12 protein-coding genes are annotated in these 15,358 nt (G+C 59.5%); 7 read left to right on the top strand and 5 right to left on the bottom strand.

Annotation, left to right across the window (positions count from 1 at the left end):
- Nucleotides 1–21: 21 nt before the first annotated feature.
- Entirely contained in the window at nt 22–2,364 is a 2,343-nt protein-coding gene (locus PL640_RS23490) for an EAL domain-containing protein (RefSeq protein ID WP_271363746.1), read from the bottom strand.
- 345 nt (nt 2,365–2,709) lie between these two features.
- Here PL640_RS23490 and PL640_RS23485 point away from each other — a divergent pair, with 345 nt between their 5' ends.
- The gene (locus PL640_RS23485; RefSeq protein WP_271363745.1) at nt 2,710–4,068 is read left to right on the top strand and encodes an amidase; all 1,359 of its coding nucleotides are present in this window, start codon (nt 2,710–2,712) and stop codon (nt 4,066–4,068) included.
- Nucleotides 4,069–4,258: 190 nt separating this feature from the next.
- On the opposite strand, the gene PL640_RS23480 is transcribed toward PL640_RS23485, so the two are convergent.
- Genes PL640_RS23480 through PL640_RS23470 form a run of 3 tightly spaced genes read right to left on the bottom strand, consistent with a single transcriptional unit; the run spans nt 4,259 to nt 7,273 of the window.
- Nucleotides 4,259–4,900, bottom strand: a complete 642-nt coding sequence (locus PL640_RS23480) for a ThuA domain-containing protein (protein WP_003523774.1) — start codon at nt 4,898–4,900, stop codon at nt 4,259–4,261.
- A gap of 17 nt (nt 4,901–4,917) precedes the next feature.
- Nucleotides 4,918–6,018, bottom strand: coding sequence for a Gfo/Idh/MocA family protein (locus PL640_RS23475; protein WP_271363744.1), 1,101 nt, complete (start codon nt 6,016–6,018; stop codon nt 4,918–4,920).
- Between the two features lie 55 nt (nt 6,019–6,073).
- Nucleotides 6,074–7,273: an ROK family transcriptional regulator gene (locus PL640_RS23470; RefSeq protein WP_271363742.1), complete on the bottom strand. Its 1,200-nt coding sequence runs from the start codon at nt 7,271–7,273 to the stop codon at nt 6,074–6,076.
- A gap of 196 nt (nt 7,274–7,469) precedes the next feature.
- On the opposite strand from PL640_RS23470, the gene PL640_RS23465 reads away from it, so the two are divergent.
- The 6 genes from PL640_RS23465 to PL640_RS23440 all read left to right on the top strand — a co-directional run bounded on the left by PL640_RS23465 (nt 7,470) and on the right by PL640_RS23440 (nt 14,121).
- Nucleotides 7,470–8,771: an ABC transporter substrate-binding protein gene (locus PL640_RS23465; protein ID WP_271363741.1), complete on the top strand. Its 1,302-nt coding sequence runs from the start codon at nt 7,470–7,472 to the stop codon at nt 8,769–8,771.
- Between the two features lie 72 nt (nt 8,772–8,843).
- Nucleotides 8,844–9,782, top strand: coding sequence for a carbohydrate ABC transporter permease (locus PL640_RS23460; protein ID WP_065117675.1), 939 nt, complete (start codon nt 8,844–8,846; stop codon nt 9,780–9,782).
- Nucleotides 9,775–10,623 carry a carbohydrate ABC transporter permease gene (locus PL640_RS23455; RefSeq protein WP_035220775.1) on the top strand — a complete coding sequence of 283 codons (849 nt, stop codon included), beginning with the start codon at nt 9,775–9,777 and terminating at the stop codon, nt 10,621–10,623. Before PL640_RS23460 ends, PL640_RS23455 begins: the two co-directional genes overlap by 8 nt.
- A gap of 17 nt (nt 10,624–10,640) precedes the next feature.
- A complete protein-coding gene (locus PL640_RS23450; protein WP_174031052.1) occupies nt 10,641–11,714 on the top strand; it encodes an ABC transporter ATP-binding protein in 1,074 nt (357 codons plus the stop codon).
- Between the two features lie 145 nt (nt 11,715–11,859).
- Nucleotides 11,860–12,912 (top strand): sugar phosphate isomerase/epimerase family protein, encoded by a 1,053-nt coding sequence (locus PL640_RS23445; RefSeq protein ID WP_142841801.1) that lies wholly within the window; start codon nt 11,860–11,862, stop codon nt 12,910–12,912.
- A gap of 21 nt (nt 12,913–12,933) precedes the next feature.
- Nucleotides 12,934–14,121, top strand: a complete 1,188-nt coding sequence (locus PL640_RS23440; RefSeq protein WP_271363740.1) for a Gfo/Idh/MocA family protein — start codon at nt 12,934–12,936, stop codon at nt 14,119–14,121.
- A gap of 98 nt (nt 14,122–14,219) precedes the next feature.
- Here the strand turns inward: PL640_RS23440 and trhO are convergent, their stop codons facing one another.
- Nucleotides 14,220–15,164 (bottom strand): oxygen-dependent tRNA uridine(34) hydroxylase TrhO, encoded by a 945-nt coding sequence (gene trhO / locus PL640_RS23435; protein WP_271363739.1) that lies wholly within the window; start codon nt 15,162–15,164, stop codon nt 14,220–14,222.
- Nucleotides 15,165–15,358 lie beyond the last annotated feature (194 nt).

Below are 15,358 nucleotides of genomic sequence, written 5' to 3'. Positions count from 1 at the left end.
TTTTGGCCGGTGGCCGGTTTCTCATATCGCTTTTTGTGGCGGGTTATAGGTTTCCTGCATTGGACGCCCGGTGTCGCGCAGCGACTGGTCGCCTCCGCTGCCAAACCCGTCTTTCCCGGCCGGCGTGATGATGGCGCGATTTTTGAGGATATGCGCAAGTGGCGCCGGTTCAGCGAAATAATAACCCTGAGCCTCGTCGCAGCCGCAAAGTTTCAGTGCGGCAACCTGTTCGCTGTTTTCCACGCCCTCGGCGGTCACCTTCAGGCCGATCTGATCAGCCATGTCGATGATGGTGTTGACGATCGCCGAGCACATGGGATTGGCGGGCAGGCCGGAGACGAATTCGCGGTCGATCTTGATCTTGTCGAAGGCCACGTGGGTCAGCGTGCTCAAACCGGCATAGCCGGTGCCGAAATCGTCAAGGGCGAGACGGACGCCTCTTTCTTTCAACAGCTTCAGAGCTCTTGCGCTGCTGTCGCGTTCCAGCATTGCCGTTTCCGTCACTTCCAGCTCCAGCCGTTCCGCCAGGAAGCCGGAGGTTTCAAGGGCGCGATCGACAACGGGGACGATGTCGTCATTGCCGAGCTGGACAGCGGAGAGGTTGACGGCCAGCCTGATGTCCTTTGGCCAGGCCATGGCATCCATGCAGGCCTGCGCCAGAACCCATTCGCCGAGCGGCTTGATGAAGTTGTTTTCTTCGGCAATGGCGATGAAGCGGTCCGGCGTGATGAGGCCAAGCTTGCTGTGCCGCCAGCGGGCCAGCGCTTCATAGGCGACGATGCGGCCGCTCTGCAGGTTGACCACGGGCTGGTAATGCAGCTCGAATTCGTGGTTTTCGAGGGCGGATTTCATGTCTATTTCCAGCGCGTGCTTGTGCTGCGCGGCCATGTCCATGCCGGGCTCGTAAAATACGAAAAGGCCGCAGCCCATGGATTTCGCCCGGTAAAGTCCGAGATCGGCCTGCTGCAGAAGCTGGGTGGCGGAGGTGCCGTGGTCCGGTGCGCAGGCGATGCCGATGCTGGTATCGACGCTGATGTCGCTGCCTTCGAGATTGAAGCTGCGTGAGACCGCGTGCACCACCCGTTTTGCCAACAGGGCTGCATCTGTCCGGTAGTCGTTGCTTCCCGCCTGAATGATGGCGAATTCGTCGCCACCGAGCCGGCTCACCATGTCGTTTTCACCGAGCACGGCGGAAATCCGTGAAGCGACGGCCACCAGCAAAGCATCGCCGGCGGCGTGGCCCAGCGTATCGTTGACGGCCTTGAAGCGGTCGAGATCAAGCAGCATGACGTTGAATGGCTGGCCGGATACGGCAAGATGTTCGAGACGGTTCTCCAGCGTCTTCATCAGCAATACGCGGTTGGGAAGACCGGTCAGCGCATCGTGATGCGCCATATGTTCCAGCTGTTCGGCCATATCCCGTATCTGCCTGAGGCGCCCGCGTTCCAGAACCGCCTCCCGCAGCGTTTCGATGGCGGTTGCCATGTCGCCGATCTCGTCTCTGCGTTCCTGAAACGGCGTGACAATATCGGTTTCCTCGCGGGCGATCCGCAGCGTCGCCTGCACCAGGGCCGGAACGGGCTTCAGGAAATGCCTCGCGATCACCGTAACGAGCACGCCCGTGACCGTCAGCACCACGATCAGGGCGGCGAGCGAATTGTAGATCAGCTTGCGCTGCGCGCCGTAAAGTGCATCCGAACCGCCGATACTGACAGCGACCGCACCGATCGGTTTTTTTGTTTCCGTGCTGATGATCGGCAGTAGGCCAATATAATGGCTGGACTCACCAATGGTCGCAAAGCCGGTGGCAAAACGCGCCGCCACACCATCCTTCGCGAAAATGGGATCCGTCGCGAGCGGCTTTTCGGCGTCATCGGTGGCGTTGTCGAAGGCTGCCGCGATCTGCCTGAAGCCGGAATCGGTTTCGTCATAGCGGAAAAGCCAGACAGCATTTTTGGTCTGCGCGCCGATGAGGGCGAGAACATCGCTGGGATTGAAGCCGGTAACGAGGATGGATTCGTCGTCGCCGATCGGCTTGTCGGTCAATATGCCGTTGACCTGACCGCTCTCGTCGGCGGTAACGCTGACATAGGTGTAGATGCTGCGCAGCGTCGCGCTGGCGATCTGCGAATTGACGCGGGCCTGATTGAGCCATTGCTCGCTGGCGGCGGCAACGAACATGTACCAGCCAACGAGCGCACCGATGCTGTAGGAAAAGATCACGCCGCCCAGAAATATCAGGGTTATCTTGCTGGCAAGCGAACGGCGGCGCGAAAACCGTGCATTTTCCGGCTGCGTCGTTGAGTCAAGCGTGTGGCCGGGTTCAGTCTGTCTATCTATCCCCCGATAGGCAGTCTCTTCCATTCGCGATATTCCCCCGCGATGTCGCGTTATGATTGTTTTATGGAATTTTATAGGGCATGCATTTCAATGCTGTCTGCTAAATAATTCAACAAAGTTTAGATGCGATTAAGAATTAATCCGTCTTTTTATAGTCGTCGCTTATATAAGATGTTGCTTGCCTGCGCCCTGAGTTGAAAAAACCGGGTGCTGGTGATTATATTCTGGAGCGACACCACCAAGACTTTATGACACGCTTTACGTGTTCTTCAAGGTGGATTACCGGCTGCAGGGGGACGAGAATTGACCTTGCCAAGCAGCGGAGAAACGGCATGTTGTGCGCAACATGCCGGTTTCAGGGAAGATATCATGGCTCATAGGGGCAAAAACATCGCGCAACTTTCCGTTCTCATCCAGAGCGGCCATCTCGACCCGCGTAGTTTGGTGGAGGAGACGCTCGATGCGATTGGTCACGACGACGACCAGGCGATTTTTATCGGCCTGACGGCCGAGCGCGCCATGGCGGAGGCGGAAGCGGCATCGAAACGCATTCGCGACGGCCGTTCCTGTGGTGTACTTGATGGTATTCCGGTGGCTTGGAAGGACCTTTTCGATCTCGAGGGCATGGCGACCACGGCCGGATCGACAGTGCTTGCGGAGAGCACAACGGCGTCCCGCGATGCAGATGTGGTAACGGCGCTGAAACAGGCGGGCATGATCTCAATCGGCCGCACCAATATGAGCGAGTTTGCCTTTTCCGGTCTCGGCATCAATCCGCATTATGGCACGCCGCGTAACCCCGCCTCGCAGGATGGCCACCGTTTGCCCGGCGGTTCCTCCTCCGGCGCGGGTGCGGCTGTGGCCGCCGGTCTGGTGCCGGTGGCGATCGGTACGGATACCGGCGGATCCGTGCGCATTCCCGCCGCCTTCAACGGCGTGGTGGGCTACAAGGCAAGCCGCGGCCGTTATTCGATGCGCGGCGTCTATCCCCTGGCGAAAAGCCTTGATTCACTCGGGCCGCTCACCCGCACCGTGCAGGATGCCGTCTGGGTGGACGCGGCCATGCGCGGCAAGGCCACGGCTGATGTGGCGCACACACCTCTTTCCCGCCTGTCGCTGGTGGTGCCGGAGACAGTGTTTTTCGATGGCATCGAGGATGATGTTGCGGCCGCCTTCGAGCAGGCGGTGGAGCGGCTGGTGCGTGCCGGCGCTTCGGTGCGGTGGCAGGCATTCCCGATTTTCTCGGAACTGTTCGATCTTATCAGGCAAAAAGGCGCGCTGGTAACGGCGGAAGCCTTTGCCCTGCATAAAGCCCGGCTGGAAGGTGCGGATGCCGCGCGTATGGATCCGCGCGTCGTTGCCCGAACGAAGCTTGGTGCGAATATCTCCATGCCTAACTATATCGCCATTCTTGAGGCGCGCGAACGCATGACGGTGGCGTTTTCCGGCATGGTCGGCAGGCACGAGCTTCTAGTCTCGCCAACATTGCCGCATGTCGCGGCAAAGGTCGCGCCGCTCATCGATGATGACGATGCCTTTTTCTCCATGAATGCGAAAACCCTGCGCAACACCCAGATCGGTAATTTCTTCGATCTCTGTGGTGTTTCGATCCCCTGCGGAACAGGCGAGGCAGAAATGCCGGTCGGCCTGCTGCTTTCCGGCCTGCATGGGACGGATGATCACCTGCTGGGTGTGGCGATGGCTGCGGAAGAGATTGTTCGGGGCTAAAAGAGGGCTGTGGCTCACCCTACCAGTTTGTGAGCCTCTCCTCCGTCATCCTCGTGCCTGTCCCGAGGATCTGCGCCGGTCCATTTTGCGATATGTGATTGGATCCTCGGGACAGGCCCGAGGATGACGCCGAATGGGTGGATGGGGCAGGATGTATTTCGGCGCTTTGTAAGGCCGCTGCTCGAAAACCTTACCGAGCCGCCCAGTTGGCACCGCGGCGGAACATGGTTTTCATCTGCGGCACGGAAAATTCCTTGGCCTGATGGCCGAGCGCCGAATAGAAAACCCGGCCCTTGCCGTATTTGCGTTTCCACACCACCGGCATCACTACGCCGTCGATCCACCAGGCATGGTCGCCGGTGAATTTTGTCGTCGCCAGCACCTCGTTGGAGGGGTCGACATGCATGTAATATTGCTCCGACGTGTAGGGGAAATCGGAAATACCCTCCATCAGCGGGTCATCGGGGCGGGTGATGTTGACGTGATAGTCGATGATGTTGCCGGGATGGGCGACCCACTGGCCGCCAATCATGAACTGGTATTCGACGCATTCGCGGAAACTGTCGCCCGCGCCGCCATGGAAACCTGCAATGCCGACGCCGTTTTCGACGGCGGCCGTGAGGTTCTTGATCTCTTCCTTCTCGATCTTCGACATGGTGACGATGGGCACGACGAGGCTGAGATCATGTACCGAAGGATCGGCGAAGGCCTCGGTTGAATGCTCCACATAGACCTTGAAACCGTCCTCCTCCAGCATGTCCTTGACGATGGTGGCGCATTCCTGCGGCTCGTGGCCGCTCCAGCCGCCCCAGACGATGAGTGCTTCACGCATTTATTTTCTCCTCCGGATTATTTGCCGAGCTGGCCGTTGACCAGCGATGTTTCAAGCGGAGCAGGGCGCTCTGCCTTGGTGGTGATGGAAACGGTCGTGCCGCTGTCTGATGCCGTCTGGAAGGCTTCCATGACCTCCAGTACGTGCAAGGCCAGATCGCCATTGGCGCGGTGCGGGCGGTTCTCGCGGATCGCATGGGCCATGTCGGCGACGCCGATGGAACGGTAATTGCCGTCGGCATAGGGTGACCACAGCGCCTGCGGCTCGAACTGGCCGCCCTTTTTCAGCAATTGCACTTCGCCGCCGAAATGGTTGGGATCGGGCACGATCAACGTGCCTTCGGTGCCGTAGAGTTCCAGCGGCACGTGTTTGTGGCCCGCCACATCGAAGCTCATGCCCACCTGCACCACGGCGCCATTCTGGAACGCCAGCACGCCGGAGACATGGGTGGCAACATGAACGGGAATTTTTTCGCCGTTCTTCGGTTCGCTGGTGATGAGGCGTTCATTACGCGGGGCGATGGCGAAACCCGCAACCTTGGCGACCGGGCCGAACAGGTTGACGAGATCGGTGATGTAATAGGGGCCCATATCCAGCATCGGCCCGCCGCCGACCTCGTAATAAAAGGCGGGGTTGGGGTGCCAGCGCTCATGACCGGGGCACATGAAGGTGGCCGTGCCGCCAACCGGTTGGCCCAGCACACCCTCATCGATTAGCCGACGTGCGGTCTGGTGCCCGCCGCCGAGGAAGGTATCCGGGGCCGAGCCGATGCGCAGGCCCTTTGCCTTTGCCGCATCCGCAAGCCGTTTGCCCTCGGCGAAATTGATGCCGAGCGGCTTTTCGGAATAGGCATGTTTGCCGGCGTCAAGCGCGCGCAGCCCCACCTCCACATGTGCCTTGGGGATCGTCAGGTTGACGATGATCTCCACGGAAGGATCGGCGAGAAGCGCGTCGATGCTGGTTGCCTGAAGGCCGAATTCATCGGCGCGGGCTTTCGCCACCGCCTCGTTCATATCCGCAAGACCGCGAATGTCGAGAATGGGAAACGACGCCATGGCCTTGAGATAGGCGCTGGAGATGTTGCCGCAGCCGATGATGCCGATACCGACCCTGTTCATGTGATTTCCTCCCGTAAATCAGAAATTCTTAAAGCCTGCCGCTCTGCCCTTATGGCTAAAGCGCCGGCCCCGTCGTGTTCCATGGCGATTCGTAAAGTTCGTAGAGTGCTACGGCTGCAGCCCCCTGCGCCCACAACTCATCGCTCGCAATGTCGAAAACCAGCTCCGCGACGCCGGCCAGCGAAGGCGGCACGGCAGCGTTGTAGCTGTCGCGGATGCTGGTGATGAAGGGTTCGCCGAGCTCGAGGCTGGAGCCGGTGATGATGACCCGTGGCGGAGCAAACAGCGTGACGATATTGGCAAGTGTCAGGCCCAGCGCCGCGCCGGCGCGCAGGGCTGCGGCAATGAGATCGTGATCTTCAGCCGCAATCAGCGCATGGGCATGCTGCATGCCGCGACCGAGCCGGATCGCCTCGGCAAATCGCCCATCCACCGGGCGTGAGCCCAAAATGGCATTTTCGCCGGCCTGACTTGCCAGCCGCACTGTGCCTTCATTGGCAAGACCGATGACGAGGTCGCCGAGATTGTGGCTGAGGCCGCCGGCACCGCGAAACAGCTGGTTCTGGTGCAAAACGCCAAGCCCGAGCGTCTGTTCAAGCGAAATCAGCACCATGTCTTCCAGATCGCGCGCATGGCCGAACCAGTGGTGGGCAAGGGTAATGGCGTGAGCGTCGCTTTCGATGATGGTCGGCGAGCTCAGCCGCGCCGTCATTTCCTCGGCGAAATTGACGTTCACTTCGCGCAAAATCGGGCTGCTGCGGATTTTCCCGGTGCGATGCTCGATGACGCCGGGAAGGCCGAGACAGACCATGTCGACATCTTCCAGCGACAGCCCGGCATCGACCACGCAGCGGCGAACCCCGTCCTCCACCAGATCGGCGATGACGCCAATCGGCTGGCGGTCGACACGGATCGGCAGGGCGAGGGTGGAAAGCACATTACCGCAGAAATCGGTGACAACGAAAACCATGCGGCTTGCGGCGATCTTGGCGCCCACCACGCGGGCGGCATCCGGGTTCAGCTCCAGCATCACCCGCGGCCTGCCGCGTGCGCCTTCGGTGCGGATATCACCGAGATGACGGGTCAGTATAAGCCCGTCATCAAGCAGCGAGGCGGTAATCGCCGAAACGGTGGTGGTGGAAAGCTGCGTTCTTTCGCTGATTTCCACCCGCGAGATCGGCCCGTGGCGGCGGATGCTATCCAGCACGCTTAGCCTGTTGATCGCGCGCATCAATTCTGGGTCTGCGGTCTTCATGGTGTCCTGCTGCGATCAATGCCGGTTCGAGAACCGATTTATGTCGGGTTGCGGATTAAATAACGGTCTAGGGGAGGGGTGTGTCAAGCGGTTCGCGCAAAAAATCGGCATAGCGCCTTGACATTATGCGAGGGCTAATGTGAATTAATCCGCATTGGGGAATAAATGAGGAAATCCCCGAGGGAGGATCACCATCATGACGATTTGGCACGCAGGCGCAAGCCTGAGCGGCAGGCTGACAGGCTTTGCCACAAAGACAAGCATTGCTCTCATGCTCGGCACCGCCAGCGCCTCGGCCGCGACGGTGGTTAAATGGATGCATGTGGAACTGGACCCGAAAGCCGTGGCCGTCTGGGAGGAGATTGCCAAGGATTTCGAGGCCAAGCACCCTGATGTGGATGTGCAGCTGCAATTCCTGGAAAACGAAGCCTTCAAGGCGAAGTTGCCGACTTTGCTGCAATCCAATGACGTTCCGGATTTTTTCTATAGCTGGGGCGGCGGCGTTCTTGAGGAACAGTCCAAAACCGGCGCACTGAAGGATCTGACCGAGGTTTTCGACGCCGATGGCGGCAAGCTGCGGCAGGCCTATAATGCTTCGGCGATCGACGGATTGTCTTTCGATGGCAAGGTCTGGGCCGTGCCTTACAAGGTCAGTCTCGTCAGCTTCTTTTATAACAAGGAGCTGTTTGCCAAGGCCGGCGTGAAGGCGGAAGACATCAAGAGCTGGGATGATCTTGGCACAACGGTCAAAAAGATCAAGGAAGCCGGCATCGTGCCGATTGCCGGTGGCGGCGGTGAAAAATGGCCGATCCATTTCTACTGGAGCTACCTCGTCATGCGCAATGGCGGGCAGGCCGTGTTCGATGCCGCCCGCAAGGGCGAAGGTGAAGGTTTCATGGATCCGGCCATCATCAAGGCCGGCGAGCAGCTGGCCGCATTCGGCAAGCTGGAACCCTTCCAGCCCGGCTATCTCGGCTCCACCTGGCCGCAGGCGCTCGGCGTCTTCGGTGATGGCAAGGCGGCGATGATCCTCGGTTTCGACAATACCGAAGCCAACCAGCGCAAGAATGCCGGTGATGGCAAAGGACTTGCCGCCGACAATATTGGCCGCTTCGCATTCCCTGCTGTCGAAGGCGGTGCCGGTAAGGCAACCGATACGCTGGGCGGCCTGAATGGCTGGGCAGTCACGAAAAACGCTTCCAAGGAAGCGATCGATTTCGCGACATTCCTGACGAGCAAGGAAAGCGAAGAGAAGATGGCGGCCGCCGGCATGATCCTGCCCGTTGCGACGGGTGCTGACGGTGCGGTGAAAAACCCGCTGTTGGCGGATTCGGCCAAGCAGCTTGCCGGTTCCACCTGGCACCAGAACTTCTTCGACCAGACGCTGGGTGCTGCCGTCGGCCGCGTCGTCAATGATGTCTCCGTCGAGATCGTCTCCGGCCAGATGAGCGCGGAAGAGGGTGCCAAGCAAATTCAGGACGCTTTCGAGCTTCGCTGATTGTCACCTGCATTGCGGCCGCCGCACTAAAACGCGGCGCCGCGATATCTGCATAAAAGAAAGCGGATAGAGATGACGGATATTTCCATGACTTCTGCGTCCATACCGGCGCGCGGTGCGGCAAAGGCGAAGCGCAAGCAAAGTTCGGTTGCGCATGATCGGGCGCTGACCCTTCTGGTGTTTCTGCCGCCGGCATTGTTGCTCTTTACCCTGTTCGTCATCCTGCCCATGGGCGAGGCGGCGTGGTACAGCCTTTATCGCTGGAACGGCTATGGCACGCCGACGGATTTCGTCGGCTTAAGGAATTTTCAGGTCCTGTTCGGCAATGCCGCCTTCTCGCAGGCCCTGCTGAATAACGGCCTCATCATCCTGATTTCCATTCTGATCCAGATTCCATTGGCCATCTGGCTCGCCACGATGCTGGCGCACCGCATTCCGGGCGTCGTTGCCTTCCGGCTGGTGTTCTTTCTGCCCTATGTGCTGGCGGATGTGGCCGCGGGTCTGATCTGGCGTTTCGTTTATGACGGCGATTATGGCCTGTTTGCCGCCATTTCCAATTTCTTCGGCTTTGCCAACCCTTACGTGCTGGCCGACAAGGATGTGGCGATCTATGCCGTGCTCGGCGTCATCGTCTGGAAATATTTCGGTTTCCACATGATGCTGTTCATCGCCGGCCTTCAGTCCGTCGACAAGAACGTGCTGGAAGCTGCCGAAATCGATGGCGCTTCCGGCTGGCAGAAGTTCCGTTATGTCACCTTGCCGATGCTCGGCTCCACCGTTCGCTTGTCCGTCTTCTTCGCGGTTATCGGCTCATTGCAGCTGTTCGACATGATCATGCCGCTCACCGGTGGCGGTCCGTCCAACTCCACGCAGACCATGGTCACGTTCCTCTACACCTACGGCGTCATGCGCATGCAGGTGGGGCTTGGCAGTGCGGTCGGCGTCGTTCTTTTCGTCATCTGCGTGACGCTCGCCTTCGGTTACAAAAGGATTTTCATGCGCCATGACTGACACATCCACCTCCGTCCGCATGCCGCTGCAAACCAAGCTCTATCTTTATATATCGCTGAGCCTGATCGCGGCCATCGTGCTCATCCCGTTGCTCACCACCGCACTTGGCGGCTTCAAGACGCTGGGAGACCTGCGCGTCAACCCGTTCGGCATTCCGGCGGAATGGCAATGGGCCAATTACGGCGATATTCTCTTCGGCAAACGTTACTGGCTGCAGATTTTCAATTCGCTGGTCATCGCGCTGTTGACGGTGTTCCTGACGCTCACCGTTTCGGCCATGGCGGCCTTCACCTTCGCGCATGTGAAGTTCTTCGGCTCGTCCTTCCTGCTCAATTATTTCCTGCTGGGGCTGATGTTCCCGGCGGCCACCGCCATCCTGCCGCTGTTCATCCGCATCCGGGATCTCGGCCTGCTCGACACCTATTGGGGTGTGGTGCTGCCGCAGGTGGCCTTCGGGCTTGGCATGAGCATTCTTCTGTTTCGCAACTATTTCCGCAATCTGCCGGAGGAATTGTTTCAGGCCGCCTTCGTGGATGGCTGCGGGTATCTGCGCTTCTTCTGGCACATTTCCCTGCCGCTTTCGCGACCCATCGTCGCCACCGTGGGCATCGTTTCCTTCGTTGGCAGCTGGAACAGCTATATCCTGCCGCTGATCATGCTGAATTCGGAATCGAAATATCCCTGGCCGCTGGGCATCATGGTTTATCGTGGCGAATTCGGCACCGAGTGGCAGCTGGTGCTCGCCTTCATCACGCTGACGATCCTGCCGACCGTCATCGTCTTCTTCCTCGCACAGAAACACATCATCGCGGGCCTGACGGCCGGTGCCGTCAAATCGTGACCTGAAAGGAGCAAAACATGGCTTCCGTCGAACTTAAGGATATCACCAAGTCCTATGCCTCGCTCGATGTCATCCACGGCATCTCGCTTGATATAGCGGATGGTGAATTCATCGCGCTGGTCGGCCCTTCCGGTTGCGGCAAGTCCACGCTGCTGCGCATGATCGCCGGGCTGGAGGAAATCACTGGCGGGGATATCCTCATCGGCGACAGGGTGGTCAACGGCATGACGCCGCGCGAGCGCAACATCGCCATGGTGTTCCAGTCCTACGCGCTTTATCCGCATATGACGGTGGCCGAAAATATGGGCTTCAATCTGAAGCTCGCCGGCCAGCCGAAAAACGTCATAGAGGAACGCGTGGCGGAAGCCGCTCGCATGCTCGATCTCGGCAAGCTTCTGGATCGCAAGCCCTCGCAGCTTTCCGGTGGCCAGCGCCAGCGCGTCGCCATGGGCCGCGCCGTGGTGCGTAACCCGGCGGTCTTCCTGTTTGATGAGCCGCTCTCCAATCTGGACGCCAAGCTGCGCGTGCAGATGCGCAGCGAAATAAAGGCGCTGCATCAGAAAGTTGGCACGACGTCGATCTACGTCACCCATGACCAGATCGAGGCCATGACGCTGGCGGACCGGGTAGTGGTGCTTAATCACGGCCGCATCGAACAGCAGGGCACGCCGCTGGAACTTTACAAGACGCCCGCTAATCTCTTCGTTGCCGCCTTCATCGGCTCACCGGCCATGAACCTGATTGAAGGTGTGGTCGATGGCGAGGGCGACCAGCCCGCCGCCCGGCTGAAGGACGGCACCGCGATCCGCATTGCCGCGACACGCAAGGTCAAGCGCGGCCAGCCGGTGACGATCGGGCTTCGCCCCGAACATATCGGCTCGACCATTGGCGGTGATATCTCGCTTTCCGGCCGCACCGTACTGGTGGAACCAACCGGTGCGCAGACCCATGTGGTCTTTGAACTGGCGGGTGATCAGGTGACGGCCGTGGTGGATGGCGAGCAGCTGGTGAAGGTCAACGCACCCTTTGCCGCCACCGTGCATCATGAGCGCGTGCATGTGTTCGACAGGGCCAGCGGGCTGGCGCTTTAAACCTACTTCGCTTTTTTAGTGAAATAGCGAAATTCTCTCGCCCCTCCGCTTTTGGGGCTTGTCTGAAAATTACGAGCGGTTAGCTTGGCGCTGGGAGTCAAAGCGGTTTTACCGCTCAACTGTATCGATACAGGGAGGTTATTTTATGAGAACGATCAAGGGACCGGGTCTTTTTCTCGGCCAGTTTGCCGGTGATGCTGCCCCCTTCAATAGCTGGGATGGCATTACCAAATGGGCGGCGGAAAAGGGTTATGCCGGCGTGCAGGTGCCGACATGGGCCGGGCAATTGATCGATCTCAAAAAAGCGGCGGAATCGAAGGATTATTGCGATGAGTTCGCCGGCGTGGCGCGCCAGAACGGTGTTGAGGTAACCGAACTTTCCACCCATCTGCAGGGCCAGCTGGTTGCCGTTCACCCCGCTTATGACGAGGCCTTCGATGGCTTTGCAGCGCCTGAAGTGCGCGGCAACCCGAAGGCCCGGCAACAATGGGCCGTCGAACAGGTGAAGCTTGCGCTGAAAGCCTCGAAAAACCTCGGCATCAAGGCACATGCCACATTCTCCGGTGCGCTTGCCTGGCCGTTCGTTTATCCGTGGCCGCAGCGCCCGGCCGGGCTGGTGGAAGCCGCCTTTGACGAGCTGGCAAAACGCTGGACGCCTATCCTTGATTATGCCGATGAGCAGGGCGTGGATGTCTGCTACGAAATCCATCCGGGCGAAGACCTGCATGATGGCGTGACCTTCGAGATGTTCCTGGAACGCGTAAAAAACCACAGTCGCGCCAACATGCTCTACGATCCGTCGCATTACGTGCTGCAATGCCTCGATTATCTCGACAATATCGACATCTACAAAGACCGTATCAAGATGTTCCACGTCAAGGATGCGGAGTTCAACCCGACCGGCCGGCAGGGCGTTTATGGCGGTTATCAGGGCTGGGTGGAGCGCGCCGGTCGCTTCCGTTCGCTGGGCGACGGGCAGGTGGATTTCGGTGCGGTCTTCTCGAAAATGGCGGCCAATGATTTCGACGGCTGGGCCGTGGTCGAATGGGAATGCGCGCTGAAACATCCCGAAGACGGTGCCCGCGAAGGGGCGGAATTCGTCAAGGCGCATATCATCCGCGTCACGGACAAAGCCTTTGACGATTTCGCATCTGGTGGCACCGACGATGCGGCCAACCGCCGTATGCTTGGGCTTTGAAAGCATTTCAGGGGAGCTATTATGGCTATTGAAGGAAAGACAACCGACAAGGCGAACAAGCGGATTCGTCTTGGTATGGTGGGTGGCGGTTCGGGCGCATTTATCGGCGGTGTCCATCGTATGGCGGCAAGGCTGGACAATCGTTTCGATCTTGTGGCGGGGGCCCTGTCCTCCACGCCGGAAAAATCCCTCGCATCCGGCCGCGAGCTGGGGCTCGATCCCGAGCGTTGCTATGGCTCCTTCGAGGAAATGGCCGAGAAGGAAGCGCTGCGCGAGGATGGTATCGAGGCGGTGGCGATCGTCACGCCCAATCATGTGCATTATCCGGCCGCGAAAGCCTTTCTCGAGCGCGGCATCCATGTCATCTGCGACAAGCCGCTGACCTCCAATCTGGAAGACGCCAAAAAGCTGAAGGACGTGGCCGACAAGGCGGATGCACTGTTCATCCTCACCCATAACTATACCGGTTATCCGATGGTGCGGCATGCCCGGGAACTGGTACAGGCCGGTGCACTCGGCACAATCCGTCTGGTGCAGATGGAATATCCCCAGGACTGGCTGACGGAAGCGGTGGAACAGACCGGCGCGAAACAGGCCGTCTGGCGCACCGATCCGGCCCAATCCGGCGTCGGCGGCTCCACCGGCGATATCGGCACCCATGCCTATAATCTCGGTTGCTTCATTTCCGGTCTGGAAGCCGATGAACTGGCAGCGGATGTACATACATTCGTCGAAGGCCGTCGGCTGGATGACAATGCCCATGTAATGCTGCGGTTCAAGGCCAAGGACGGCAAGCAGGCCGCCAAGGGTTTGCTCTGGTGCAGCCAGGTTGCGGTCGGCCATGAAAACGGTCTGAAGATCCGTGTTTATGGTGACAAGGCGGGCATCGAGTGGACGCAGGCCGATCCGAACTATCTGTGGTTTACGAAGCTGGGCGAGCCGAAACAGCTGATCACCCGCGGTGGTGCTGGCGCCGGGGCCGCCGCCGCACGCGTCACCCGCATTCCGTCAGGCCATCCGGAAGGATATCTGGAAGCCTTCGCCACCATCTATACCGAGGCAGCCCATGCCATCGAGGCCCGCCGCACCGGCACAGCGCTGGACAAGGCGGTGATCTATCCGACCGTTGATGATGGGGTAAAGGGCGTTGCCTTCGTTACTGCCTGCATCGAATCCGGCAAAAACAATGGCGGCTGGGTGAAGCTGTAAGACTGGATATGACGTTACCGCGCCATCTTCTCTCCGCCCGGGGCAGGAAATGGCGCGGGGTCGATCAATAAACCGACCATATGTCCGTCGCCGATGGTTTACCGTCCCAGATGCTGCTCGCCGCGCTTTTTCGCCAGCTCGATCTGCTGCTGGCGATCACGGAAACGCTGGCGGTCCTCTTCCGTGCGGTCGTCGAAACAGCTCGGGCAGGAAACGCCTTCCTCGAATTTGGGTGACAGGCGTACTTCCGGCGTTATCGGGTTGCGGCAGGCATGGCAAAGCTGGTGGTTGCCTTCGGCAAGGCCGTGCACCACCGAAACGCGCTCGTCGAAGACGAAACAGGCGCCTTCCCAGAGGCTTTCTTCTTCCGGCACCTCTTCCAGATATTTCAGGATGCCGCCCTTGAGGTGATAGACCTCATCAAAACCCTGTTCTTTCATGAAGGCGGTGGCCTTCTCGCAGCGGATGCCGCCGGTGCAATACATGGCGATCTTCGGCTTGTTGTGCAGGCCGGGATTGTTCTTCACCCAGTCGGGAAACTCGCGGAAGGTCTTGGTCTTCGGATCGACCGCGCCCTTGAAGAGGCCGATGGCGGTCTCGTAGTCGTTGCGCGTATCGATGAGGATGGTGTCCGGATCGGAAATCAGCGCATTCCAGTCCTGTGGCTCGACATAGGTGCCGACGATGCGGTTCGGATCGATGTCAGGCACGCCCATGGTGACGATCTCTTTCTTGAGCTTCACCTTCAGCCGCACGAAAGGCATGTGCGAAGCGCGGCTTTCCTTGTGCTCCAGCGCGGCAAATTCCGGCTGGGCGCGCAGGAAGGCAAGCACCGTGTGAATGCCCGCATCCGGCCCGGCAATCGTGCCGTTGATACCTTCGGCGGCCAGCAGCAATGTGCCCTTGACGCCGTTTTTCTGGCAGAGCTCGAACAGCTGTTCGCGCAGGCTCTCGAACCGCGGCAGGCGGGCAAAATGGTAAAGTGCGGCCACAAGGAAATCACCAGAGACTTCCGGGCGGGGGAGAATGGTCGTGTCGGTCATGGGCGCTGAAATACAGCGACGGCGGCCGCAAAGCAATATTTATCCGCTGCGGCGAGCATTTTGAAAATCGTCAAATATCCAGGGGAAAGAGGCGAATGGCAGGCGGTTGGTGCCTCAAATCCGGCATGGGCGAGAGGATAAGACCTCGCTTCCGTCATGCTTGGGTTTGCCCCAAGGATCTAAGCACGGAGCAT

It is taken from the genome of Agrobacterium sp. ST15.16.024 (assembly GCF_027956545.1).
GTDB classification, from domain to species: Bacteria; Pseudomonadota; Alphaproteobacteria; order Rhizobiales; family Rhizobiaceae; genus Agrobacterium; species Agrobacterium cucumeris.
This window is presented reverse-complemented; position numbering and strand designations above follow the sequence as displayed.

Coding starts and splice junctions, on each gene's coding strand:
- trhO (WP_271363739.1), bottom strand. CDS start 15,164: ATGACCGACACGACCATTCTCCCCCGCCCGGAAGTCTCTGGTGATTTC.
- PL640_RS23490 (WP_271363746.1), bottom strand. CDS start 2,364: ATGGAAGAGACTGCCTATCGGGGGATAGATAGACAGACTGAACCCGGC.
- PL640_RS23455 (WP_035220775.1), top strand. CDS start 9,775: ATGACTGACACATCCACCTCCGTCCGCATGCCGCTGCAAACCAAGCTC.
- PL640_RS23480 (WP_003523774.1), bottom strand. CDS start 4,900: ATGCGTGAAGCACTCATCGTCTGGGGCGGCTGGAGCGGCCACGAGCCG.
- PL640_RS23450 (WP_174031052.1), top strand. CDS start 10,641: ATGGCTTCCGTCGAACTTAAGGATATCACCAAGTCCTATGCCTCGCTC.
- PL640_RS23440 (WP_271363740.1), top strand. CDS start 12,934: ATGGCTATTGAAGGAAAGACAACCGACAAGGCGAACAAGCGGATTCGT.
- PL640_RS23475 (WP_271363744.1), bottom strand. CDS start 6,018: ATGAACAGGGTCGGTATCGGCATCATCGGCTGCGGCAACATCTCCAGC.
- PL640_RS23470 (WP_271363742.1), bottom strand. CDS start 7,273: ATGAAGACCGCAGACCCAGAATTGATGCGCGCGATCAACAGGCTAAGC.
- PL640_RS23445 (WP_142841801.1), top strand. CDS start 11,860: ATGAGAACGATCAAGGGACCGGGTCTTTTTCTCGGCCAGTTTGCCGGT.
- PL640_RS23485 (WP_271363745.1), top strand. CDS start 2,710: ATGGCTCATAGGGGCAAAAACATCGCGCAACTTTCCGTTCTCATCCAG.
- PL640_RS23465 (WP_271363741.1), top strand. CDS start 7,470: ATGACGATTTGGCACGCAGGCGCAAGCCTGAGCGGCAGGCTGACAGGC.
- PL640_RS23460 (WP_065117675.1), top strand. CDS start 8,844: ATGACGGATATTTCCATGACTTCTGCGTCCATACCGGCGCGCGGTGCG.